At 69.1% G+C, this 20496-nt stretch carries 26 protein-coding genes; 22 read left to right on the top strand and 4 right to left on the bottom strand.

What is annotated here, in order from left to right:
• Position 1: 1 nt before the first annotated feature.
• Positions 2-1219: a type II secretion system inner membrane protein GspF gene (gene gspF / locus WS89_RS08330; RefSeq protein WP_034209670.1), complete on the top strand. Its 1218-nt coding sequence runs from the start codon at positions 2-4 to the stop codon at positions 1217-1219.
• Positions 1220-1250: 31 nt separating this feature from the next.
• On the opposite strand, the gene WS89_RS08325 is transcribed toward gspF, so the two are convergent.
• A complete protein-coding gene (locus tag WS89_RS08325) occupies positions 1251-1661 on the bottom strand; it encodes a type II secretion system protein N (protein WP_034209671.1) in 411 nt (136 codons plus the stop codon).
• Positions 1662-1836: 175 nt separating this feature from the next.
• On the opposite strand from WS89_RS08325, the gene gspG reads away from it, so the two are divergent.
• Genes gspG through WS89_RS08285 form a run of 8 tightly spaced genes read left to right on the top strand, consistent with a single transcriptional unit; the run spans position 1837 to position 7815 of the window.
• Entirely contained in the window at positions 1837-2289 is a 453-nt protein-coding gene (gene gspG, locus WS89_RS08320; protein ID WP_027783126.1) for a type II secretion system major pseudopilin GspG, read from the top strand.
• A gap of 39 nt (positions 2290-2328) precedes the next feature.
• On the top strand, positions 2329-2898 hold the full coding sequence (locus WS89_RS08315; RefSeq protein ID WP_034209672.1) for a GspH/FimT family pseudopilin: 570 nt from the start codon (positions 2329-2331) through the stop codon (positions 2896-2898).
• Positions 2895-3302 (top strand): type II secretion system minor pseudopilin GspI, encoded by a 408-nt coding sequence (gene gspI, locus WS89_RS08310; protein WP_082741823.1) that lies wholly within the window; start codon positions 2895-2897, stop codon positions 3300-3302. Before WS89_RS08315 ends, gspI begins: the two co-directional genes overlap by 4 nt.
• On the top strand, positions 3280-3978 hold the full coding sequence (locus tag WS89_RS08305; protein ID WP_095211794.1) for a PulJ/GspJ family protein: 699 nt from the start codon (positions 3280-3282) through the stop codon (positions 3976-3978). Before gspI ends, WS89_RS08305 begins: the two co-directional genes overlap by 23 nt.
• A 2-nt stretch (positions 3979-3980) precedes the next feature.
• On the top strand, positions 3981-5090 hold the full coding sequence (gene gspK / locus WS89_RS08300) for a type II secretion system minor pseudopilin GspK (protein WP_059503380.1): 1110 nt from the start codon (positions 3981-3983) through the stop codon (positions 5088-5090).
• Between the two features lie 26 nt (positions 5091-5116).
• Positions 5117-6487, top strand: a complete 1371-nt coding sequence (gspL, locus tag WS89_RS08295) for a type II secretion system protein GspL (RefSeq protein WP_059503114.1) — start codon at positions 5117-5119, stop codon at positions 6485-6487.
• Complete coding sequence (gene gspM / locus WS89_RS08290) at positions 6484-6990, top strand: type II secretion system protein GspM (protein WP_059503378.1); 507 nt, start codon at positions 6484-6486, stop codon at positions 6988-6990. Before gspL ends, gspM begins: the two co-directional genes overlap by 4 nt.
• Positions 6991-7026: 36 nt before the next feature.
• Positions 7027-7815, top strand: a complete 789-nt coding sequence (locus WS89_RS08285; RefSeq protein WP_059503375.1) for a type II secretion system protein N — start codon at positions 7027-7029, stop codon at positions 7813-7815.
• A gap of 25 nt (positions 7816-7840) precedes the next feature.
• Here WS89_RS08285 and WS89_RS08280 read toward each other — a convergent pair whose 3' ends face one another.
• Together WS89_RS08280 and WS89_RS08275 are read right to left on the bottom strand one after the other, a co-directional pair.
• Positions 7841-9412 carry an efflux transporter outer membrane subunit gene (locus tag WS89_RS08280; RefSeq protein ID WP_059503113.1) on the bottom strand — a complete coding sequence of 524 codons (1572 nt, stop codon included), beginning with the start codon at positions 9410-9412 and terminating at the stop codon, positions 7841-7843.
• Positions 9413-9707: 295 nt separating this feature from the next.
• Positions 9708-9992 carry a multidrug ABC transporter ATPase gene (locus WS89_RS08275; protein ID WP_082725042.1) on the bottom strand — a complete coding sequence of 95 codons (285 nt, stop codon included), beginning with the start codon at positions 9990-9992 and terminating at the stop codon, positions 9708-9710.
• A gap of 174 nt (positions 9993-10166) precedes the next feature.
• Between WS89_RS08275 and WS89_RS08270 the strand changes: the two genes are divergently transcribed.
• The 4 genes from WS89_RS08270 to WS89_RS08255 all read left to right on the top strand — a co-directional run bounded on the left by WS89_RS08270 (position 10167) and on the right by WS89_RS08255 (position 13125).
• The gene (locus WS89_RS08270) at positions 10167-10655 is read left to right on the top strand and encodes a MarR family winged helix-turn-helix transcriptional regulator (protein WP_059503109.1); all 489 of its coding nucleotides are present in this window, start codon (positions 10167-10169) and stop codon (positions 10653-10655) included.
• A gap of 178 nt (positions 10656-10833) precedes the next feature.
• A complete protein-coding gene (locus WS89_RS08265; protein ID WP_059503107.1) occupies positions 10834-12396 on the top strand; it encodes a DHA2 family efflux MFS transporter permease subunit in 1563 nt (520 codons plus the stop codon).
• 97 nt (positions 12397-12493) lie between these two features.
• The gene (locus WS89_RS08260; RefSeq protein ID WP_059503105.1) at positions 12494-12742 is read left to right on the top strand and encodes a type II toxin-antitoxin system Phd/YefM family antitoxin; all 249 of its coding nucleotides are present in this window, start codon (positions 12494-12496) and stop codon (positions 12740-12742) included.
• Positions 12739-13125 (top strand): type II toxin-antitoxin system VapC family toxin, encoded by a 387-nt coding sequence (locus WS89_RS08255; RefSeq protein WP_059790447.1) that lies wholly within the window; start codon positions 12739-12741, stop codon positions 13123-13125. Before WS89_RS08260 ends, WS89_RS08255 begins: the two co-directional genes overlap by 4 nt.
• Before the next feature lie 24 nt (positions 13126-13149).
• Here the strand turns inward: WS89_RS08255 and WS89_RS08250 are convergent, their stop codons facing one another.
• Positions 13150-14076, bottom strand: a complete 927-nt coding sequence (locus WS89_RS08250) for a LysR family transcriptional regulator (protein ID WP_059503101.1) — start codon at positions 14074-14076, stop codon at positions 13150-13152.
• A 141-nt stretch (positions 14077-14217) separates the two neighbouring features.
• On the opposite strand from WS89_RS08250, the gene WS89_RS08245 reads away from it, so the two are divergent.
• From WS89_RS08245 to fliR, 9 genes are all read left to right on the top strand, one after another.
• Positions 14218-14691 (top strand): CidA/LrgA family protein, encoded by a 474-nt coding sequence (locus WS89_RS08245; RefSeq protein WP_059503374.1) that lies wholly within the window; start codon positions 14218-14220, stop codon positions 14689-14691.
• A 13-nt stretch (positions 14692-14704) separates the two neighbouring features.
• Positions 14705-15427 (top strand): LrgB family protein, encoded by a 723-nt coding sequence (locus WS89_RS08240; RefSeq protein ID WP_059503099.1) that lies wholly within the window; start codon positions 14705-14707, stop codon positions 15425-15427.
• A gap of 259 nt (positions 15428-15686) precedes the next feature.
• Positions 15687-16187 (top strand): flagellar basal body-associated protein FliL, encoded by a 501-nt coding sequence (gene fliL, locus WS89_RS08235; RefSeq protein WP_095211793.1) that lies wholly within the window; start codon positions 15687-15689, stop codon positions 16185-16187.
• Positions 16188-16209: 22 nt separating this feature from the next.
• The gene (fliM, locus tag WS89_RS08230; RefSeq protein WP_034209687.1) at positions 16210-17208 is read left to right on the top strand and encodes a flagellar motor switch protein FliM; all 999 of its coding nucleotides are present in this window, start codon (positions 16210-16212) and stop codon (positions 17206-17208) included.
• A complete protein-coding gene (gene fliN, locus WS89_RS08225; protein ID WP_034209688.1) occupies positions 17201-17689 on the top strand; it encodes a flagellar motor switch protein FliN in 489 nt (162 codons plus the stop codon). The genes fliM and fliN overlap by 8 nt, the downstream gene beginning before the upstream one ends.
• On the top strand, positions 17686-18261 hold the full coding sequence (fliO, locus tag WS89_RS08220) for a flagellar biosynthetic protein FliO (RefSeq protein ID WP_059790445.1): 576 nt from the start codon (positions 17686-17688) through the stop codon (positions 18259-18261). The genes fliN and fliO overlap by 4 nt, the downstream gene beginning before the upstream one ends.
• 36 nt (positions 18262-18297) lie before the next feature.
• Positions 18298-19059: a flagellar type III secretion system pore protein FliP gene (gene fliP, locus WS89_RS08215; RefSeq protein WP_059503093.1), complete on the top strand. Its 762-nt coding sequence runs from the start codon at positions 18298-18300 to the stop codon at positions 19057-19059.
• A gap of 17 nt (positions 19060-19076) precedes the next feature.
• Positions 19077-19349 carry a flagellar biosynthesis protein FliQ gene (fliQ, locus tag WS89_RS08210; protein WP_006401718.1) on the top strand — a complete coding sequence of 91 codons (273 nt, stop codon included), beginning with the start codon at positions 19077-19079 and terminating at the stop codon, positions 19347-19349.
• A gap of 22 nt (positions 19350-19371) precedes the next feature.
• A complete protein-coding gene (gene fliR, locus WS89_RS08205; protein WP_059790442.1) occupies positions 19372-20154 on the top strand; it encodes a flagellar biosynthetic protein FliR in 783 nt (260 codons plus the stop codon).
• The last annotated feature ends 342 nt before the right edge of the window (positions 20155-20496 follow it).

The following is a 20496-nucleotide window of genomic DNA, read 5'->3' as shown; positions in this document are numbered from 1 at the left end:
GATGCCGGCATTCCGTTTCGAAGCGATCGATGCAGCGGGACGCGCGCAGAAAGGCGTCATCGATGCCGACAGTGCGCGCAGCGCGCGCGGCCAGTTGCGCACGCAGGGGCTCACCCCGCTCGTCGTCGAGCCGGCCGCGAGCGCGACGCGCGGCGCGCGCTCGCAGCGGCTCGCGTTCGGCCGCAAGCTGTCGCAGCGCGAACAGGCGATCCTCACGCGCCAGCTCGCGAGCCTGCTGATTGCGGGGCTGCCGCTCGACGAAGCGCTCGGCGTGCTGACCGAGCAGGCCGAGCGCGACTACATCCGCGAACTGATGGCCGCGATCCGCGCGGAAGTGCTCGGCGGCCATTCGCTCGCGAATGCGCTGGGTCAGCATCCGCGCGATTTTCCGGAAATCTATCGCGCGCTGGTCGCGGCCGGCGAGCACACCGGCAAGCTCGGCATCGTGCTGTCGCGCCTTGCCGACTACATCGAGCAGAGCAATGCGCTGAAGCAGAAGATCCTGCTGGCGTTCACGTATCCGGGCATCGTCACGCTGATCGCGTTCGGCATCGTCACGTTCCTGCTGAGCTACGTCGTGCCGCAGGTCGTCAACGTGTTCGCGAGCACGAAGCAGCAGCTGCCGATCCTCACGGTCGTGATGATGGCGCTGTCGGAATTCGTGCGGCACTGGTGGTGGGCGATCCTGATCGCGGTCGCGCTCGTCGTGTGGTTCGTGAAGGCGACGCTGTCACGCGCCGGGCCCCGGCTCGCATTCGATCGCTGGGTGCTGACCGCGCCGCTCGCGGGCAAGCTCGTGCGCGGCTACAACACGGTGCGCTTCGCGAGCACGCTCGGCATTCTCACCGCGGCCGGCGTGCCGATCCTGCGCGCGTTGCAGGCGGCCGGCGAGACGCTGTCGAACCGCGCGATGCGCGCGAACATCGACGACGCGATCGTGCGCGTGCGCGAAGGCTCCGCGCTGTCGCGCGCGCTGAACAACGTGAAGACGTTTCCGCCGGTGCTCGTGCACCTGATTCGTTCGGGCGAAGCGACGGGCGACGTGACGACGATGCTGGATCGCGCGGCCGAAGGCGAAGCGCGCGAGCTGGAGCGCCGCACGATGTTCCTGACGAGCCTGCTGGAGCCGCTGTTGATCCTCGCGATGGGCGGCATCGTGCTCGTGATCGTGCTGGCCGTGATGCTGCCGATCATCGAGCTGAACAACATGGTGCAGTGACGCGGCGGCCCGCTTGCCGGGCCGCCGCCGTTCAGCGCATGTAGATCGCGGGGGACGGCGTGTTGGCCGGGAGCTGGATTTCGGCGCGGGCGCCGTTGCGGTCGACGACGATCGAGCGCGGGCGCACTTCGGCGAGCTTCGCGCCGGGCGTGACTTCCGCGCCGAGCGACACGGCGCGCGGCGGTTCGCCGCCAATGCCGACGATCGCCGCGCCGCCGTGATCGAGCGCGAGAATGCCGAACAGGTGGATGTCCTGGACGGGATTCTTGTCGAGCTGACCGCCGAAGAGCGCGGCGGCGTCCTCGGTGCGGATCGGCAGCCGCGCGGCGGCGGCGGGCAGCGGCGCTTCGCGGGCCGACAGCGTGACGACCCAGTAGGTGGCCGTCGCGCACAAACCCGCGAAGAGGGCGAGGGATAGGATCCGGATCGAGAGCGCGTTCATGCGCGCTATTGTACGGATGTATATGAAATTTGCGTTGGGTGAAAGCCCTCGGCGATGCGCGCCTTACAATGCGTGCTCCGCGCCCGCCGGTCCGGAAGGTTGCTGTCAGGCGACCGTCCGGGGCGCCGGGTGCGTCACTCAATCGACGACATTTTTTGGAAAGAGGTAGTCAGTCATGCAAACGTGGATCACTCGCCGCAACGCGGCCGTGCGTCGTCAGCGCGGTTTCACGCTGATCGAGATCATGGTGGTGGTCGCGATCCTCGGGATCCTGGCGGCGCTGATCGTGCCGAAGATCATGAGCCGCCCGGACGAGGCACGCCGCATCGCCGCGAAGCAGGACATCGGCACGATCATGCAGGCGCTCAAGCTGTACCGTCTGGACAACGGCCGCTATCCGACCCAGGAGCAGGGCCTGAACGCGCTGATCCAGAAGCCGACCACCGATCCGATCCCGAACAACTGGAAGGACGGCGGCTATCTCGAGCGCCTGCCGAACGATCCGTGGGGCAACGGGTACAAATACCTGAACCCGGGCGTGCACGGCGAGATCGACGTGTTCAGCTACGGCGCCGACGGCAAGGAAGGCGGAGAGAGCAACGACTCCGACATCGGCTCGTGGCAATAAGCCGGCGCTGATCGACCCGACGTTTCATTCCCGCTCTTCATGCTCGCCATTCGCACGACCTCCCGCTGCGGCCGCGATCGCCGTGTGCGTCGCGGTGCGGTGCCGTCCGTACCGGCAGGTGCCGATGGCGGCTTGACGAAGCGCCGCGCGGCGCGGCGTCGCGCGCGCGGCTTCACGCTGCTCGAAATGCTGGTCGTGCTCGTGATCGCGGGGCTGCTCGTGTCGCTCGCGTCGCTGTCGCTGACGCGCAATCCGCGCACCGACCTGCGCGAGGAAGCGCAGCGCATCGCGCTGCTGTTCGAGACGGCCGGCGACGAAGCGCAGGTGCGCGCGCGGCCGATCGCGTGGCAGCCGACCGCGCACGGTTTCCGTTTCGACGTGAGCTCGCCCGACGGCTGGCGCACGCTGCGCGACGACCTGCTGCGCCCGCGCGACTGGGACGGCGGCGTCACCGGCGCCGACATCGATTACCCGGGCTCGGACACGCACGCGAATCGCGTCGTGTTCGGCACCGAGAGCATCGACACGCCGGTGCGCGTGACGCTGCATTCGGCCGCCGGCAGCGCGACGATCGTCGGCACCGGCAACGGCCGCTACGAGGTGCAATGACGATGCGTCGTCGCCTGCCCTCTCCCGTTGCTTCATCCCGCGGCTTCACGATGATCGAGGTGCTGGTCGCGCTCGCGATCATCGCGGTCGCGCTCGCCGCGTCGATCCGCGCGGTCGGCACGATGGCGACCAACGCGTCCGACCTGCATCGCCGGCTGCTCGCCGGCTGGAGCGCCGACAACGCGCTCGCGCAGTTGCGGCTCACGCATGCGTGGCCGGAGGTCGGCGAACAGAGTTTCGACTGCTCGCAAGGCAACGTGCAGCTCGTCTGCACGCAGCGCGTGAGCACCACGCCGAACCCGGTGTTCCGGCGCGTGCGGATTTCGGTGAGCATGCCCGGCCGTGCCGGCGTGCTCGCGCAGATGGTGACGGTGGTCGCGAATGAAACCAGCCGTCCGCTCTGACGCGCCGATGCGCCGCCTGTCCGCTCCCCCGGCCCGGCCCGCCCGCGGCTTCACGCTGATCGAGCTGATGATCGCGATCGCGATTCTCGCGGTGGTCGCGATCCTCGCGTGGCGCGGGCTCGACCAGATCATGCGCGGCCGCGACAAGGTCGCGTCCGCGATGGAAGACGAGCGCGTGTTTGCGCAGATGTTCGACCAGATGCGCATCGACGCACGGCTCGCCGCCACCGACGACGAGGCTGGCCAGCCGGCGATCGGCGTCGCCGGCAATACGCTGCAGATCGTGCGCGAACTCGACGTGCCGGGCGTCGCGCCGCGGCTGCAGGTGGTCCGCTACCGGATCGCCGGCGGCCGGGTCGTGCGCTATGCATCGCCGCCGATCGACGACACGAACCGGTTGCGCACCCTGCTGAAGGACAGCAGCGTCGAAGGCTGGAGCTGGGTCGCGCTGATGGGCGGCGTCGGCGCGATCGACGCGAAGCTGTACGTGCCGCGCGTGGGCTGGACCACCAACCTGCAGACGGCCGACGAAGCGCTCGCGCAGAACAACGACGCGCTCAAGGTGCCGCAGATCGGCAACGCACCGCCCGCGCGTGCGGTGACCGGGCTGCAGGTCAGCATCGGCGCGACGTCGCTGCGCGTGCCGGTCACGCGCATCTTCCTCGTCGGGGAATGACGATGCGTGCGCGCCCTGCCCGCCGAATGCCCGCCCGCCGCCAGCGCGGCGCCGCGATCATCACCGCGCTGCTCGTGGTCGCGCTGTCGGCGATCCTCGTGTCGGGGATGCTGTGGCGCCAGCAGGTGCAGATCCGCCGCATCGAGAACCAGCGCACGATCGCGCAGGCGCAGTGGGTCGCGCGCGGCGCGCTCGACTGGACCCGGATGATCCTGCGCTCCGAAGGCGATACGGCGCCCGGCATCACGTATCTCGGCGGGATCTGGGGCGTGCCGATCGCGAAAACGAAACTGTCGGATTTCCTCGGCCGGATCGGCTCGCCCAACGATGGCGGCGGCGAAGACACCTATATCTCCGGCTCGATCGAGGACGCGCAGGCGAAGTTCAACCTGCGCAACCTCGTGTCGTCGCCGGCGCCCGGCGTGCTGCAGTTGAACGTCACGCAGATGCAGGCGTTCCAGCGCCTGCTGACGACGCTCGGCTACGACAGCGCGTTCGCGAAGCGCATCGCGCTCCAGGTGCGCGCGGGCCTGCTGCATTCGGCCACGCGGTTCCAGATGCCGAACCTGCCCGGCGGCGGCGCGACCGCCGCGAATGCCGCGACCGCACCGGTGACGAGCGGCGACATGCAGGGCAGCGGCTTCACCGACGATCCCGGGATGGCCGGCGGGGACCGCGGGCCCGCGCCGCTGATGATGACGCGCGTGGACAGCCTGCTCGACGTCGACGGCGTGACGCCCGAGATGGTCGCGCGGCTGCGCCCGTTCGTCACCGTGCTGCCGACCACGACGCCCGTGAACATGAACACCGCGCCGGCCGAAGTGATCGCGGCGCTGATGCCGGGCATGAGCGTGTCGTCCGCGCAGGCGCTCGTGTCGCGCCGCGAGACGGTGTTTTTCCGGAACGTCGGCGACGTGCAGCTCGCGCTGCGCGGCGCCGGCGCGCCGCCGAACGTGACGATCGACTCGAGCCTCGTCGACGTCAATTCGAGCTATTTCATCGTGCACGGACGGATCCAGCACGAACGCGCGGAGGTCGACCGCACCTCGCTCGTGTATCGTGATCCGACCACGCACTCGACGCGGGTCGTGCGCATCCGCGACCAGCTATAACGACGCCAATCGGGAGAGGAGCTCTTGTGAGCACGTTGATTGTTTCTTTGCCGCCGCGCGAGCCTGCCGTGCCGTTGCAGGAATGGCAGTGGCCCGAGCTGCCGTTCATGCTCGTCGACAAGGCCGGCCAGGTGCAGCGCGCCGGCCGCGCCGCGCTGGCGCTGCTGCCGCGGGCGAACGCGACGGTGCTGATCGTCGCCGCGCGCGACGTGCTGCTGCTGGCCGCGACCGTGCCGCCGCTGAAGGGGCCGAAGCTGCGCCAGGCGCTGCCCAACATCGTCGAGGATCAGCTGATCCAGGATCCGCTCGGCTGCCACATCGCGCTCGACCCGGCCGCGCTGCCGGACGGGCGCCGCGTGCTGGCCGTCGTCGATCGCGCGTGGTTCCGCACGATCTGCGATGCGTTCACGGCGGCCGGCCACCGGCACCTGAGCGCGGTGCCCGCGACCCGCTGCCTGCCGGCGCCGCGCGCGCCGGCCGAAGCGGCATCCGTCGCGCCGGCGGCCGACGACGAGGCCATCGACACCGCTCCGCTCGCCGCGGCCGAGCCACCTGCCCGCCCGACGACGGTCGCCGCGGTGCTCGGGCTCGCGACGGCGGTCGAACCGGCGCTCGTCGAAGCCGGCGCGCTGCCGGCGGCGGCCGGTGCGCCGCGCCTCGAACTGGCCGTCGCGCGCGGCGCGCTCGGCGAAGGCTTCGCGGCGCCCGCGTCGCGCGCGGCCGGCACGCTGGCCGCGCTCGCCGGCGGCGGCGACATCGAACTGTACGAACTCGGCGAACCGGGCGCGGAGCCGCGGCTCGCATCGGTCGGCCGCACCGACGGCCCGCTGCTGCCGGGCGCCGCGCCGCTGTCGTTCGACACGTTCGCGCGCCGGGCGCTGACCGAGCCATTCGATCTGTGCCAGTTCGAATTCGAATCGCAGCCGTGGCGCTTCGACCGCGCGACGCTCAAGCGCCTGCGCGTGCCGATCGCGCTCGCCGCGGCGACGCTCGGCGTCGCGGTGATCGGGATGAACCTGCACTGGTGGAAGCTGTCGCGCGAGCGCGATGCGCTGTCCGCGCAGATCACCGAGACGCTGCTGTCCGCGTTCCCGAAGACGACCACCGTGCTCGATCCGCCCGCGCAGATGCAGCGTCAGCTCGACCAGCTGCGCCTCGCGGCCGGCGAGCTGTCGCCGAACGATTTCCTCGCGCTGTCGAGCGGCTTGTCGCGCTCGATGGGCGCGCTGCCGCTGAACGGCATCGCGTCGCTCGACTATCACGACCGTCGGCTCGACGTCGGCTTCAAGCCGGAGGTCAAGGTCGATCCCGATTTCACGCAGCGCCTCGCGCGTAACGGACTGTCCGGCGAAGTCGACAGCAACACGGGCAAATGGACGATCCGGAGCCGCTCATGAAAACCGAACAACTGAACCAGACGCTGACCCAGTTCTGGGGCGAGCGCTCGCCGCGCGAGAAGATGCTGCTCGGCTGGGGCGGCGCCGTGCTGGCGGTCGCGATCGCGTATTCGGTGCTGTGGTCGCCCGCGCAGGAAGGCCGCGCGCGGATCCAGCGCGAACTGCCGACGATGCGTCGCGAACTCGCGCAGATGACCGCGCAGGCGAACGAAGCGAAGTCGCTGACGGCCGCCGCGCAGGGCGTCGCGCCGACCGGCCTCGCGCTGAAGGACGCGCTGACCGCGTCGCTGTCCGATCACGGGTTGCAGGGCGCGCAGGTGCAGATCGTCGGCAACGGCGTGCAGATCCAGATGAAGAACGTGTCGTTCCCGGCATGGACCCAGTGGCTCGACGATGCGCGCCGGCAGTTCAAGGTGCAGGTCGGCGAAGCGCACGCGACGGCGCTGAAGGAAGACGGCCAGGTGGACCTGACGGCCGTGATGCAACCTTCCGTCCAGAAGTAGATGACGGCAGTGGATGAGGCAAACGAAGGCCGGCCGATGCGGCCGTGGGCAAGGTGGCTCGTCGCCGTGTTGCCGTGGGTGCTGGCGGGCGGCCTGGCGACGGCGGTGACGCTCGTCGCGCTCGCGCCGGCCGCGTGGATCGCGCCGCAGTTCGCGCGTGCGACCGGCGGCCACGTGAATCTCGTCGATCCGGACGGATCGCTGTGGCATGGCTCGGGCACGCTGATGCTCGCGCCGGGCGCCGATCAGAGCGCGGCGACGCTGCTGCCGGGCCGGGTCGAATGGACCACGCGCTTCTGGCCGCTGCTGACCGGGCGCGTGCAGATGCGCATGCGGCAGACGGAAGCGATGCCCGATGCGGTCACGCTCGATGCGACGTGGCGCGGCGCGGTGCTGTCGGCGGGCACGATGGCCGTGCCCGCGTCGCTGCTCGCGGGGCTCGGCACGCCGTTCAACACGCTCGACCTGCAGGGCGACGTGCGGCTCGGCTGGAGCGACTGGCGGCTCATCGGCAACAACGCGTTCGGCCAATTGACGGTGACGATCGATTCGATGAGTTCGCGCGTGTCGCGCGTGAAGCCGCTCGGTTCGTACCGGGCGGTATTGCAGGCGAAGGGTGCGGGCGCCGATCTCGATCTGTCGACGACGCAGGGCCCGCTGTTCCTCGACGGGCACGGCAGCTTCGGCCCCGGTCAGGGATCGTTCCGCGGGACCGCGCATGCGGCGCCCGAGCAGCAGGCGAACCTCGCCGGGCTGCTGAACCTGCTCGGGCATCCGATCGGCAACAACCAGGTGTCGCTGATCTTCGGCGACGCGCAGCGCTGAACGCGCGCGTCAGCCGCTTCCCTTCCTACTTCTGCGCGAGCGGCGCGGCCGCCGACGGTGCGGTGGCCGCGGGCGCGGCCGCACCGGACGCCGGCAAAGGCGCCGGCGCCGCCATGTCGCCGTTCTCGCGCGCCATCTCCGCTACGTTCCAGCCGCCGCCGAGCGCCTTCACGAGCCCGACCGACGACACCATCCGCTGCCCGGCGATCGTCGCGAGCTTTTGCTGCGCGGTAAACGCGGTGGTCTGCGCGGTCAGCACGTTCAGGTACGCGACCGTGCCGGCCTTGTACTGGTTCGTGACGATCGCGAGCGCGTGCTCGGCGCTGTCGACGGCCTGCCGCTGCACGTCGATTTCCTGCGCGAGGATGCGCTGCGACGCGAGGTTGTCCTCGACGTCCTGGAACGCGGTGAGCACCGCGAGGCGATAGGCGGCGACGTCCTGGTCGTAGGTCGCGCGCGCGGCGTCGGTCTGCGCGGCGCGCAGGCCCGCGTCGAACAGCGTGGCCGCGAGCTGCGGGCCGACCGTCCAGAAGCGCGCCGGCAGCGTGAACAGTTGCGACCACACCGAGCTCTGGAAGCCGCCGCTGGCCGACAGCGTCAGGGTGGGGAAGAATGCAGCGATCGCGACGCCGATCTGCTCGTTCGCGGCCGCCGCGCGGCGCTCGGCCGCCGCGACGTCGGGCCGGCGCTCGAGGATCGCGGACGGCACGTCGACCGGCGTGATCGGCGGCTCGGCGGCGAGCGGGGCCGGCGGCAGCGAGAAGGTCGACGCCGGCTCGCCGATCAGCGTCGCGATCGCATGCTCGTACTGCGCGCGGGCGACGCCGTTGTCGATCTGCGCGGCCTGCGCGCTCTGCAACTGCGTCTGCGCCTGGATCACGTCCGCGCGCGCGGCGACGCCCTGAGCGTACTGGTTCTGCGTGAGCTGCAGCGACCGTTCGTACGACTTCACGGTGTCGTCGAGCAGCTTTTGCAGCGCGTCGGACGTGCGCAACTGGAAATAGGTCTGCGCGAGCAGCGCCTGCTGCGACAGCCGCGCGTTCGCGAGATCGGCCGCGGCGGCCGCTTCGCCGGCGCGCTGCGCGCTGACGGTGCGACTCACCTTGCCCCACAGGTCGGGTTCCCAGCTGGCGTCGAGGCCGATGCTGTAGCTGTTGTTGATCGACCCCGTCGATCCGCTGCCGAAATTCGACGAGGAGCCCGACGACAGCGACGTGCGCGGCGTCCGCGCGCGCGAGCCCGATGCGCTCAGCCCGACGGTCGGGAAATACGCGGCGCGCGCCTCGGTGACGAGCGCGCGCGCCTGCCGGTAGGCGGCCGCCGATTGCGCGATGGTCTGGTTCGACGCGTTGAGCTTGCCGATCAGCGCATCGAGCTGCGGATCGTTGTAGACCGTCCACCACGCGCCGCGGTCGGCGCGATCGGCGGGCTGCGCGACTTTCCAGCCGGCCGGCGCTTCCTTGAAGGCGGCGGGGATCGACGTGTCGGGCCGGTGATAGTCGGGCCCGACGGCGCAGCCGGCGAGCAGCACGGCCGTCGCAATGGCGACGGCGGCGCTCAGCGGGCGAACGGCGCGCGGGAGGGAAGCGTACGGCATGGTGGTTTTCCTGTCTGGGCGTGGCGGCCGGCGAGCGGCGCCGCGCGATGCGGTCGTCATGCCGCTGGCGGACAAATGGTAACTGACGGCGAGAAAGCTGCGCAGCCCTAAGGGTACGGTGCGCGGCGGCCCGGATGTGTTACCGGCGCGGCCGGCCGGGTTACCGGCTATTACGGCTTGCTTGCGGGACGGCAGGTGGGCAAACGGGCGTACGACGCCGGCCGCGCGTGACGCGGCCGGCGATCAGACAGGCCGGAATCGGGCGGGATAGGTGGCGCGCGGAAGCGGTGCGGCGTCAGTGGCAGCGCACGGGCGCCGGGACGGGTTCGGCGGCGGCCCGCCATGTCGACGGCTCCGTCGCGGCCGGCTGGCTCGTGCGGCGGGCACCGCCCTTCGCGTTGCGCTGCCGGCGATGATCGAACCACGCGAACCCGAGCGCCGCGAGCGAGCCGCCAGGCACGACCAGCATCGTCACGTACAGCGCGATTTTCCAGCCGCGGTGCGGCCCGGAAAACACATGATGAGCGGTATCGGTCAGGTTGCGGCGCAGCGCGCCGGCGGCATTTTTCAGGAACAGCATCGCGAACATCCTCGGGTGCCCGGCAGCGCGGGCCAATCGGTCAGAACATAGTCTCCGGCAGTGCAACATGCACGTCGTAACTGGTTGACTCAAATAATATTGACTAAGCAATCATTTTTCAAGATACTGGACGCGTTTTAACCCGAAACGCACTATTGCTGCGCGCGCAATCGTATGACCGGCGGCCTCTACGATCCCGAGAACATCGCGCTGGAAACGAGCCTCGGCTATTACCTGTCGAAGGCGAAGCAGGCGCTCGTCGAGCGGATGGATCGTGCGCTCGAGCCGCTCGACCTCACCGCGCAGCAGATCGGCGTGATCCTGCTGCTGTCGCGCGGCTACGCACGCACGCCGTTCGAACTGTCGCGCAAGATGTCGTACGACAGCGGGTCGATGACGCGCATGCTCGACCGGCTCGAACGCAAGGGGTTGATCGCACGCACGCGCAGCGAGCAGGATCGCCGGATGATCGAGCTGACGCTGACCGAGCGCGGCATCGAAGCCGCCCGCGCGCTGCCGTCGCTGGTCGCGACCGTGCTCAACGCGCAGCTCGAAGGCTTCTCGGCCGACGAACTCGCGACGCTCACCGGCCTGCTGCAGCGCTTCATCGCCAACGGGCTCGGCTCGACCGGCTGCCCGAAGCCTGACGAAGCCGACTGCTGATGCGCGCGGAGCCTCTCATGTCTCAGTTAAACGTTCGCTTATTTCTCTGTCTGGGCAGAAGATGACGAGGCACGCGCTCCGCTTTTCCCCTTTTTCATTCCACCCGGCCGGGCCGCGCTGCGTCGCGCGTCCGTGCGTTGTGCCGGCGCGTCGCGCGCGCCGCGTCTAGGAGATTCCGATGTCCGCCACCACGGCATCCGCCCCCTCCCCCGCTGCCGAACCGGCACCGCTGACCGGCGGCGCGCTCGCGCTGCTGACCGTCGGGCTCGCGCTCGGCACCTTCATGGAAGTGCTCGACACGTCGATCGCGAACGTCGCGGTGCCGACCATCTCGGGCAGCCTCGGCGTCGCGACGAGCGAGGGCACGTGGGTGATTTCGTCGTACTCGGTCGCGTCCGCGATCGCGGTGCCGCTCACCGGCTGGCTCGCGCGGCGGGTCGGCGAAGTGCGGCTGTTCACGCTGTCCGTGCTCGCGTTCACGATCGCGTCGGCGCTGTGCGGCCTCGCGACCAACTTCGAGACGCTGATCGCGTTCCGGCTGGTGCAGGGCCTCGTGTCGGGGCCGATGGTGCCGCTGTCGCAGACGATCCTGATGCGCAGCTACCCGCCCGCGAAACGCGGGCTCGCGCTCGGGCTATGGGCGATGACGGTGATCGTCGCGCCGATCTTCGGCCCGTTGTTGGGCGGCTGGATCAGTGACAACTACACGTGGCCGTGGATCTTCTACATCAACCTGCCGATCGGCGTGTTCTCGGCGACCTGCGCGTACTTCCTGCTGCGCGGCCGCGAAACGAAGACGTCGAAGCAGCGGATCGACGCGATCGGCCTCGCGCTGCTCGTGATCGGCGTGTCGTGCCTGCAGATGATGCTCGACCTCGGCAAGGACCGCGACTGGTTCAACTCGTCGTTCATCGTCGCGCTCGCGCTGATCGCGGTCGTGTCGCTCGCGTTCATGCTCGTGTGGGAGGCGACCGAGAAGGAGCCGGTGGTCGACCTCACGCTCTTCAAGGACCGCAACTTCGCGCTCGGCGCGCTGATCATCTCGTTCGGCTTCATGGCGTTCTTCGGCTCGGTCGTGATCTTCCCGCTGTGGCTGCAGACGGTGATGGGCTACACGGCCGGCAAGGCCGGCCTCGCGACCGCGCCGGTCGGGCTGCTCGCGCTCGTGCTGTCGCCGCTGATCGGCCGCAACATGCACCGGCTCGACCTGCGGATGGTCGCGAGCTTCGCGTTCATCGTGTTCGCGGGCGTGTCGATGTGGAACGCGACGTTCACGCTCGACGTGCCGTTCAACCACGTGATCCTGCCGCGGCTCGTGCAGGGTATCGGCGTCGCGTGTTTCTTCGTGCCGATGACGACGATCACGCTGTCGAGCATCTCCGACGAACGGCTCGCGAGCGCGTCGGGGCTGTCGAACTTCCTGCGCACGCTGTCCGGCGCGATCGGCACCGCGGCCAGCTCGACGTTCTGGGAGAACGACGCGATCTACCATCATGCGCGGCTGTCGGAATCGGTGAGCGTCTATGCGCAGAACACGACCGACTACCAGGGCGCGCTCGCGCAGCTCGGCATCGTCGGGCAGACGGCCAATGCGCAGCTCAACCAGCTCGTCACGCAGCAGGGCTTCATGATGGCGACCAACGACTTCTTCCATCTGTCGGCGGTGATGTTCATCGCGCTCGCGGCACTCGTGTGGATCACGAAGCCGAAGAAGGGCGCGGGGCCGGCGATGGGGCATTGACGGCCAGTCCTGTATGCAGGCGACCGCGGTCTTGCGGGCAGACTCCATATAAACTAAGCTAACATATCAATTGAACTTAGTTTATTTGAGGGATGCCATGCAGACCTACAACATGCATGACGCGAAGACGAACCTGTCGCGTCTGATTGACGAGGCAGTTCATGCGGGTGAACCATTCGTGATCGCGAAGGCCGGCAAGCCGCTCGTCAAGGTCGTGCCGATCGATGCGCCCGAGGCGCCCCAGCCGGCGCGGATCGGCTTCATGAAGGGGCAGATCGTCGTGCCGCCCGACTTCGACACGATGGGCGACGAGGCCATCCGGAAGCTGTTCGAGGGCGACGCGTGAAACTGTTGCTCGATACACACCTGATCCTTTGGGCGGCGGCGGACGCGACCGAATTGCCGGATCGTGCCCGCACGCTCATCGAGGATCCCGCCTATACCCTGTTGTTCAGCGTCGCAAGTCTGTGGGAGATCGTGATCAAGCGCAGGCTCGACCGCAATGATTTTCAAGTCGATCCGCACGTGCTGCGTCGCAATCTGCTCGACGCCGGCTACGTCGAATTGCCGATCACGAGCGAGCATGTTCTCGCCGTGGAACAACTGCCGGCAGTGCATCGTGATCCGTTTGATCGGGTCCTGATTGCTCAGGCGATTTCGGAAGGCGTCACGTTGCTCACGCACGACCATACGCTTGCCCGGTATCCGGGCCCGATTCGGCACGTCTGATCGCGCCGAGCCTGAGCGCGACCCTCAATCCCTCGCCCGCAGCCCCCCGAACGCCAGATCGTCGCCCGCCGCGAGCGGCAGCGTCGCCCGCGCGACGTCGAGCCATGCCCGCGCCGCGTGCGACAGGTAGCCTTTCTTCAGCCAGCCGAGCGCGATCGCCCACGTGATTTCCGGCTCGACGATCGGCCGGCACGTGAACTGGCCCGCGTCGAGCCGCCGGCAATACGGCTCGGGCAGCAGCGCGATACCGACGCCCGCATGCACGAGCGCGGCCATGAAATCCCAGTGGCCGCTGCGGCTCACGATCGACGGCGTGAAGCCGGCCTGCCGGCACGCATCGAGCACCGCATCGTGCAGCGCGAGGCTTTCCGCATAGAACACGAACGATTCGCGTGCGAGATCGGCGAGCGGCACGGCCGCGTGCTCCTCCCAGCGCGATTCGCGCGGCGCGACGAGCCACAGCGGCGCGCGCACCATCGGCAGCCGCTCGAACGTGCCGGGATCGACCGGCTCGAGCAGCCCGCCGAGTTCCAGCTCGCCCGACGTCAGCGCGGCTTCGATCATCCGCGCGCCTTGCTCGAACAGCTTCAGCTCGATGTTCGGATAGCGCTGCTTGTATGCGGCGATGATCGGCGTGAACAGCGAACCGCCGAGCGGCGGAATGCCGATGGTCAGCTCGCCGCGTCCGAGCGTGCCGAGATCGTTCAGCTCCGATTGCAGCTGCGCCTGCGCGGCGAGCACGTCCTGGCCGCGCTGGAACACGATCCGCCCGGCGTCGGTCAGCACCATCTGCCGGCCGTCGCGCAGCAGGAGCGGCGAACCGATCTCGTCTTCCAGCGCCTTCACCATCTTGCTGATGGTCGGCTGCGTGACGAACAGCTTGTCGGCCGCCGCGGTGAAGCTCTGCTGGCGAACCACCTCGACGAAGTACCGCAGCGCGCGCAATTCCATCGATCACTCCCCAGATTGGTGCGGCAACATCAAAACGAATTCCGAATTGGAATGATAAGGATAGAGACAAGTCATTTTATTTATGGTTAGGGGAAACCCTATACTGACGCCATCGACAGAAACATCCGTATGGAGCCCGTCATGAACAAGCCGACCGCCACTGCTGCCGCCCGCCCCGCCGCTTCGGGCAGCCTCGCGCACACGGGCCGGATCGTGCTGCAAGCCGCCGCGCTCGGCGTGCTGTGGATGGCGGTCGACTGGGCCGTGCGCAAGGTCGGGCTGCCGATTCCGTCCGGCGTGATCGGCCTCGCGGTGCTGCTCGTGCTGCTGTTCTCGGGCCGCGTCGCACCGGCGTGGGTGAAGGACGGCGCGAACTGGCTGCTGTCCGACATGCTGCTGTTCTTCGTGCCGGCCGCCGTCGCGGCGGTGCAGTACGGCGGGCTGTTCCGCGAGGACGGCTGGCGCATCGCGCTGGTGATGCTCGCCGGCACCGCGTTCGTGATGGTCGCGGTGGCCGTGGCGGTCGATCTCGCCGCGAAGCTCGAACGCCGGCTCGCCGCGCAGCGCGTATTCGCCGAGCGCCGCCGTACGCGCCTGAGCGCCGTCGCGCACTGAGCCGGAGCCGCCCATGCTCGCCGCGCTGTCGAACCTGCCCGCCGATCGCGTGAATACCGCGATCTCCGTCGGCTGCTTCGTGCTGACGGTCGTGCTGTATTTCGCGTCGAAGCGGCTCTATGCGTACAAGAAGACGCTGCTGTTCTCGCCGCTCGTGTTCGTGCCGGGCGTGCTGGTGCTGCTCGTGCTGCTGACCGGCATCCCGTATTCGGTCTATTTTCGCGACACGCGCTGGCTGATGTGGCTGCTCGGCCCGGCGACGATCGCGTTCGCGGTGCCGATCTACGAGTATCGCGAGCTGATCCGCCGCCACTGGCTGTCGCTGTCGGTCGGCGTCGCGGTCGGGATCGCCGCGGGCGTATGCGGGTCGCTGCTGCTCGCGAAGCTGCTGCACCTGTCGCCCGAGCTGCAGCGCTCGCTGATGACGCGCTCGGTGTCGACGCCGTTCGCGCTCGCCGTGTCGGACAAGATCCACGCGCCGAAGGATCTCACCGCCCTCTTCGTGATCGCGACCGGCATCTGCGGGATGCTGCTCGGCGAACTGGTACTGGCGCTCGTGCCGATGCGCACCCGGCTCGCGCGCGGCGCGCTGTTCGGCGCGGCCGCCCACGGCGTGGGCACCGCGAAGGCGCGCGAGATCGGCAGCGAGGAAGGCGTCGTGTCGAGCCTGACGATGATGATCGCGGGCGTCGCGATGGTGCTGATCGCGCCGCTGCTCACGCTGCTGCCGATCTGACGATGCACGGGCGGGCGCCGCCGCCCGCCTTGCCGTCGCGCCCGCTCGCTCCGTCCGGCGTGCCCGGTTCCCGCCCGCCGCACTCTACCCTCGCCCCGTTGCTCGTTTTCCCGCCGTTGCTGCCCGGCGTCGAGCCGACACCCGGCCGACCGTCGGGACAATCGGCTGAGATAGCCGCAATTCCCCCCTCTTTTCCGCCCATCGGCCTCGGCCCGGATGCCGAACAATGCATGCTACGAGACATCACGCACGCATTCACATGGCCACGACCGCAACCCCGACCGCCGACAAGCCGGCTTCGTCCGGCAAGATCAAGCGCATCGCGCTCATCGCCGTCATCGCGCTGGGCGCGGCTGCCGCCGCCGCCGGCGGCATGTACGTGTTCCTGAGCAAGGCAGGCGTCGGCCATGCGAGCGCGCCCGCCGAGCCGGCGCCGCTCGCCGCGCCGACGTTTTTCGCGCTCGACCCGCTGACCGTGAACCTGCAGTCCGACGACGGCGCACAGCACTACCTGCGCGTCGGCCTGTCGCTGAAGCTCACCGACCCGAAGGCGCAGGAACAACTGACCGCGCGGATGCCGGAAATCCGCAGCCGGATCCTGCTCGCACTGTCGAACAAGCATCCCGAGGAACTCGCGACGCCGGACGGCAAACGTTCGCTCGCGAACGAGCTGCGGGATCTGATCGAGCAGCCGACGCAGCCGGGCAACCAGCGCGCGAAGGTCGACGACGTCCTGTTCACCGAGTTCGTCGTCCAGTAACGCGGCCGCGAAAGGAGCGCGTATGGGTCACCAGGAGTTCATGTCCCAGGAGGAGGTCGATGCCCTCCTCAAGGGCGTCACGGGCGAAACCGATGCGGTCGACGAGCAGCGCGACACGTCGGGCGTCCGCCCCTACAACATCGCGACGCAGGAGCGCATCGTCCGCGGCCGGATGCCCGGCCTCGAGATCATCAACGACCGTTTCGCGCGCCTGTTGCGGATCGGCATCTTCAACTTCATGCGGCGCACGGCGGAAATCTCCGTCAGCCAGGTGAAGGTGCAGAAGTACAGCGAATTCACCCGCAACCTGCCGATTCCGACGAACCTGAACCTGGTGCACGTGAAGCCGCTGCGCGGCACGTCGCTGTTCGTGTTCGACCCGAACCTCGTGTTCTTCGTCGTCGACAACCTGTTCGGCGGCGACGGGCGCTTCCACACGCGCGTCGAGGGCCGCGATTTCACGGCCACCGAGCAGCGGATCATCGGCAAGCTGCTGAACCTCGTGTTCGAGCACTACACGACCGCATGGAAAAGCGTGCGGCCGCTGCAGTTCGAATTCGTGCGCTCGGAAATGCACACGCAGTTCGCGAACGTCGCGACGCCGAACGAGATCGTGATCGTCACGCAGTTCTCGATCGAATTCGGGCCGACGGGCGGCACGCTGCACATCTGCATGCCGTACTCGATGATCGAGCCGATCCGCGACGTGCTCAGCTCGCCGATCCAGGGCGAGGCGCTCGAAGTCGACCGCCGCTGGGTGCGCGTGCTGTCGCAGCAGGTGCAGGCCGCCGAGGTCGAGCTGACCGCCAATCTGGCCGAGATCCCGTCGACGTTCGAGAAGATCCTGAATCTGCGCGCGGGCGACGTGCTGCCGCTGGAGATCGAGGACACGATCACCGCGAAGGTCGACGGCGTGCCGGTGATGGAATGCGGCTACGGAATTTTCAATGGTCAATATGCGTTGCGCGTGCAGAAGATGATCGGCGCGAGCGATTCGATGAAGGAAGGTGGATATGAGTGAGCTGAACCAGACGCCCGACGACGACATGCAGGCGATGGCCGATGCGGCCCTCGCGGCGTCGGCCGCCGACGCGCAGGCGCCGGCCGCGGCCGACGAGGATCCGGGCATGGACGACTGGGCGGCCGCGCTTGCCGAGCAGAACCAGCAGCCGGTGCAGGCGGGGGCGACGGGCGCCGGCGTGTTCCAGCCGCTGTCGAAGGCCGCGGCGAACTCGACGCACAACGACATCGAGATGATCCTCGACATCCCGGTCAAGATGACCGTGGAGCTCGGCCGCACGAAGATCGCGATCCGCAACCTGCTGCAGCTCGCGCAGGGCTCGGTCGTCGAGCTCGACGGCATGGCCGGCGAGCCGATGGACGTGCTCGTGAACGGCTGCCTGATCGCGCAGGGCGAGGTCGTGGTCGTCAACGACAAGTTCGGCATCCGCCTGACCGACATCATCACGCCGGCCGAACGCATCCGGAAGCTGAATCGATGAACGTCGCGATGCCCGGCCAGCGCGCATGCGGCGCGATCGCGGCGCCGGCGCTGGCCGCCGTCGCGGCGCTTGCGTGCGCGCCGGCCGGCGCCGCCGACATGAACGCGGTGAACCACGCCGGTTCGATCGCGTCGAGCGTGACGGTCGGTTCGGCCGCGCCGTCGCTCGGCATCGGCGCGGTGCTGCAGACGCTCGTCGGGCTCGCGGTCGTGATCGGCCTCGTGTTCGCGTGCGCATGGCTTGCCCGCCGCTTCGGCTTCCAGCCCGCACGGCGCGGCGGCCCGCTGAAGGTCGTGTCGAGCGTCGGGCTCGGCGCGAAGGAAAGCGCGACGATCGTCGAGATCGGCGACACCTGGCTCGTGCTCGGCGTCGCGCCGGGCAACGTGCGCCTGCTGCATACGCTGCCGGCCGGTTCGACGGCGGCCGCCGCGACCGCGGGTTCGGCCCCGGCCGGCGCGGCCGCGGGCGGCGATGCGGCCGACGCCGGCCTGCCCGGCACGTTCGGCTCGCGGTTTCGCGACGCGCTCGCGGGCGAAGCCGCGAAACGCCTCGGTCGCGGCAAGGACCGCTGACATGGCGCCGCGCCCTCTTTCCGACCTCGCATTCCGATGAAACACGCATTCTTGCGGCGCGCGGCGCGCGTCGCGCCCGTGCTGATCCTCTGTCTCGCGCCCGCGCTTGCCTGCGCGCAGGCGAACGGCCTGCCCGCGTTCAACGCGAGCCCGGGCCCGCACGGCGGCACCACCTATTCGCTGAGCGTGCAGACGATGCTGCTGCTCACGATGCTGTCGTTCCTGCCGGCGATGCTGCTGATGATGACGAGCTTCACGCGCATCATCATCGTGCTGTCGCTGCTGCGCCAGGCGCTCGGCACCGCGACCACGCCGCCGAACCAGGTGCTCGTCGGCCTCGCGATGTTCCTCACCTTCTTCGTGATGTCGCCGGTGCTCGACCGGGCGTACAACGACGGCTACAAGCCGTTCTCCGACGGCTCGATGCCGATGGAGCAGGCCGTGCAGCGCGGCGTCGCGCCGTTCAAGACCTTCATGCTGAAGCAGACCCGCGAGACCGATCTCGCGCTGTTCGCGAAGATCTCGAAGGCCGCGCCGATGCAGGGCCCCGAGGACGTGCCGCTGTCGCTGCTGGTGCCCGCGTTCGTCACGAGCGAGCTGAAGACCGGCTTCCAGATCGGCTTCACGGTGTTCATCCCGTTCCTGATCATCGACATGGTCGTCGCGAGCGTGCTGATGTCGATGGGGATGATGATGGTGTCGCCGTCCACCGTGTCGCTGCCGTTCAAGCTGATGCTGTTCGTGCTGGTCGACGGCTGGCAACTGCTGATCGGCTCGCTCGCGCAGAGCTTCAGTTAAGCGGAGGAACACGCGCGATGACACCCGAACAAGTGATGACGCTCGCGCACCAGGCGATGATGGTCGGCCTGCTGCTCGCGGCCCCGCTGCTGCTGGTCGCGCTGGCGGTCGGCCTCGTCGTGAGCCTGTTCCAGGCCGCGACGCAGATCAACGAAGCGACGCTGTCGTTCATCCCGAAGCTGCTCGCGGTCGCCGCGACACTCGTGATCGCCGGCCCGTGGATGCTGACGACGATGCTCGACTACCTGCGGCAGACGCTGCTGCACGTCGCGACGCTCGGCGCCGGCTGAGCCGCGCACAGCGCCGGCGGCGATGTTCTCGGTTACCTACGCGCAGCTCAACGGCTGGCTCACCGCGTTCCTGTGGCCGTTCGTGCGGATGCTCGCGCTCGTCGCGACGGCGCCCGTCGTCGGCCACGCGGCGGTGCCGGTGCGCGCGAAGATCGGCCTGGCCGCGTTCATGGCGCTGGTCGTCGCGCCGACGCTCGGCGCGATGCCGGACGTCACCGTGTTCTCCGCGCCGGGCATCTGGATCCTCGTCACGCAATTCCTGATCGGCGTCGCGATGGGCTTCACGATGCAGCTCGTGTTCGCGGCCGTCGAGGCGGCCGGCGACTTCATCGGGCTGTCGATGGGCCTCGGCTTCGCGACCTTCTTCGATCCGCACACGAGCGGCGCGACACCGGCGATGGGCCGCTTCCTGAACGCGGTCGTGATGCTCGCGTTCCTCGCGGTGGACGGCCACCTGCAGGTGTTCGCCGCGCTCGCCGCGTCGTTCCAGTCGCTGCCGGTGTCGGGCGACCTGCTGCACGCGCCGGGCTGGCGCACGCTTGCCGCGTTCGGCGCGACCGTGGTCGAGATGGGGCTGCTGCTCGCGCTGCCGGTGGTCGCGGCGCTGCTGATCGCGAACCTCGCGCTCGGCATCCTGAACCGCGCGGCGCCGCAGATCGGCGTGTTCCAGGTCGGCTTTCCGGTGACGATGCTCGTCGGGCTGTTGCTCGTGCAACTGATGGTGCCCAACCTCGTGCCGTTCGTGTCGCACCTGTTCGACATGGGGCTCGATGCGATGGGGCGCGTGCTGATCGGCTGGCGCTGACGGGCTGCGCGGACTTCAGTCGCCGGGAGACGACTCGGCCGGAATGGTGGCGGCGCACCCAATGGGATAGCGGCAAGCGGCAAGCGCCAGAACCGGCCGGCTACCGAACACGCCGGCGCTTTGCGCCGACCGTGCCCTTTTTTCCTTCTTGCCGGACGGCCGCCGGACGCCTGCGCAACGGCCGTCGGCCGGCCGGGCGGCAACCGGCCCGAACCCGCCCGCGGCCCGTCCGGCGGGCGATCGCGGCCGATGGGCGCACGCTCGACCCATATCGGCGCTTGACCTGCGCCGACCGACTCGCTAGCGTTTCGGGTTTGCCCGGGCGGCCATTGCCGCCGGTGC

Source organism: Burkholderia sp. MSMB1072 (assembly GCF_001524725.1).
Lineage (GTDB): Bacteria > Pseudomonadota > Gammaproteobacteria > Burkholderiales > Burkholderiaceae > Burkholderia.
This window is presented reverse-complemented; position numbering and strand designations above follow the sequence as displayed.

Bases quoted from the DNA above. Each gene is read 5' to 3' on its own strand.
- gspF (WP_034209670.1), top strand. From the start codon at position 2: ATGCCGGCATTCCGTTTCGAAGCGATCGATGCAGCGGGACGCGCGCAG.
- WS89_RS08325 (WP_034209671.1), bottom strand. From the start codon at position 1,661: ATGAACGCGCTCTCGATCCGGATCCTATCCCTCGCCCTCTTCGCGGGT.
- gspG (WP_027783126.1), top strand. From the start codon at position 1,837: ATGCAAACGTGGATCACTCGCCGCAACGCGGCCGTGCGTCGTCAGCGC.
- WS89_RS08315 (WP_034209672.1), top strand. From the start codon at position 2,329: ATGCTCGCCATTCGCACGACCTCCCGCTGCGGCCGCGATCGCCGTGTG.
- gspI (WP_082741823.1), top strand. From the start codon at position 2,895: ATGACGATGCGTCGTCGCCTGCCCTCTCCCGTTGCTTCATCCCGCGGC.
- WS89_RS08305 (WP_095211794.1), top strand. From the start codon at position 3,280: ATGAAACCAGCCGTCCGCTCTGACGCGCCGATGCGCCGCCTGTCCGCT.
- gspK (WP_059503380.1), top strand. From the start codon at position 3,981: ATGCGTGCGCGCCCTGCCCGCCGAATGCCCGCCCGCCGCCAGCGCGGC.
- gspM (WP_059503378.1), top strand. From the start codon at position 6,484: ATGAAAACCGAACAACTGAACCAGACGCTGACCCAGTTCTGGGGCGAG.
- WS89_RS08285 (WP_059503375.1), top strand. From the start codon at position 7,027: ATGCGGCCGTGGGCAAGGTGGCTCGTCGCCGTGTTGCCGTGGGTGCTG.
- WS89_RS08280 (WP_059503113.1), bottom strand. From the start codon at position 9,412: ATGCCGTACGCTTCCCTCCCGCGCGCCGTTCGCCCGCTGAGCGCCGCC.
- WS89_RS08275 (WP_082725042.1), bottom strand. From the start codon at position 9,992: ATGCTGTTCCTGAAAAATGCCGCCGGCGCGCTGCGCCGCAACCTGACC.
- WS89_RS08270 (WP_059503109.1), top strand. From the start codon at position 10,167: ATGACCGGCGGCCTCTACGATCCCGAGAACATCGCGCTGGAAACGAGC.
- WS89_RS08265 (WP_059503107.1), top strand. From the start codon at position 10,834: ATGTCCGCCACCACGGCATCCGCCCCCTCCCCCGCTGCCGAACCGGCA.
- WS89_RS08260 (WP_059503105.1), top strand. From the start codon at position 12,494: ATGCAGACCTACAACATGCATGACGCGAAGACGAACCTGTCGCGTCTG.
- WS89_RS08250 (WP_059503101.1), bottom strand. From the start codon at position 14,076: ATGGAATTGCGCGCGCTGCGGTACTTCGTCGAGGTGGTTCGCCAGCAG.
- WS89_RS08245 (WP_059503374.1), top strand. From the start codon at position 14,218: ATGAACAAGCCGACCGCCACTGCTGCCGCCCGCCCCGCCGCTTCGGGC.
- WS89_RS08240 (WP_059503099.1), top strand. From the start codon at position 14,705: ATGCTCGCCGCGCTGTCGAACCTGCCCGCCGATCGCGTGAATACCGCG.
- fliL (WP_095211793.1), top strand. From the start codon at position 15,687: ATGGCCACGACCGCAACCCCGACCGCCGACAAGCCGGCTTCGTCCGGC.
- fliM (WP_034209687.1), top strand. From the start codon at position 16,210: ATGGGTCACCAGGAGTTCATGTCCCAGGAGGAGGTCGATGCCCTCCTC.
- fliN (WP_034209688.1), top strand. From the start codon at position 17,201: ATGAGTGAGCTGAACCAGACGCCCGACGACGACATGCAGGCGATGGCC.
- fliO (WP_059790445.1), top strand. From the start codon at position 17,686: ATGAACGTCGCGATGCCCGGCCAGCGCGCATGCGGCGCGATCGCGGCG.
- fliP (WP_059503093.1), top strand. From the start codon at position 18,298: ATGAAACACGCATTCTTGCGGCGCGCGGCGCGCGTCGCGCCCGTGCTG.
- fliQ (WP_006401718.1), top strand. From the start codon at position 19,077: ATGACACCCGAACAAGTGATGACGCTCGCGCACCAGGCGATGATGGTC.
- fliR (WP_059790442.1), top strand. From the start codon at position 19,372: ATGTTCTCGGTTACCTACGCGCAGCTCAACGGCTGGCTCACCGCGTTC.